This window comes from Paenibacillus agaridevorans (genome assembly GCF_003112455.1).
Classification (GTDB): domain Bacteria; phylum Bacillota; class Bacilli; order Paenibacillales; family Paenibacillaceae; genus Pristimantibacillus; species Pristimantibacillus agaridevorans.
Genome location: NZ_BDQX01000314.1, coordinates 1 through 336, shown reverse-complemented (window position 1 = coordinate 336; position 336 = coordinate 1). Strand labels below are relative to the sequence as shown.

The 336-nt window shown below is 48.8% G+C and carries 1 protein-coding gene; it reads left to right on the top strand.

The window, feature by feature from the left end:
- The coding region (locus PAT3040_RS25095; protein WP_146200543.1) for an RNA-guided endonuclease TnpB family protein at positions 1–320 on the top strand (320 nt) is incomplete at its 5' end.
- Positions 321–336: the final 16 nt, after the last annotated feature.

The window sequence follows — 336 nt, the reverse complement described above, 5'->3', positions numbered from 1 at the left end:
GGATACGTGAAAACCAAACGATCTGTATCGAAGACTTGCGCATCACCAATATGATGAAGAATAGCCACCTCGCGAAACATATTGCAGATGCCTCATGGGGTGAAATGAGCCGTCAGTTGCATTACAAGGCGAAGTGGTATGGCCGAACAATCAAGGAGGCGCCCGCATTTGCCCCATCGAGCCAAACTTGCCATGTATGCGGAAACAAGCATGCAGAGGTGAAAAACTTGAGCATCCGCATGTGGACTTGCCCGGTTTGTTTCACGGTACATGACCGAGACAGGAATGCGGCGCAGAATATAAAGGCAATGGCGTTGTAATGAAAGAAACAGGAAC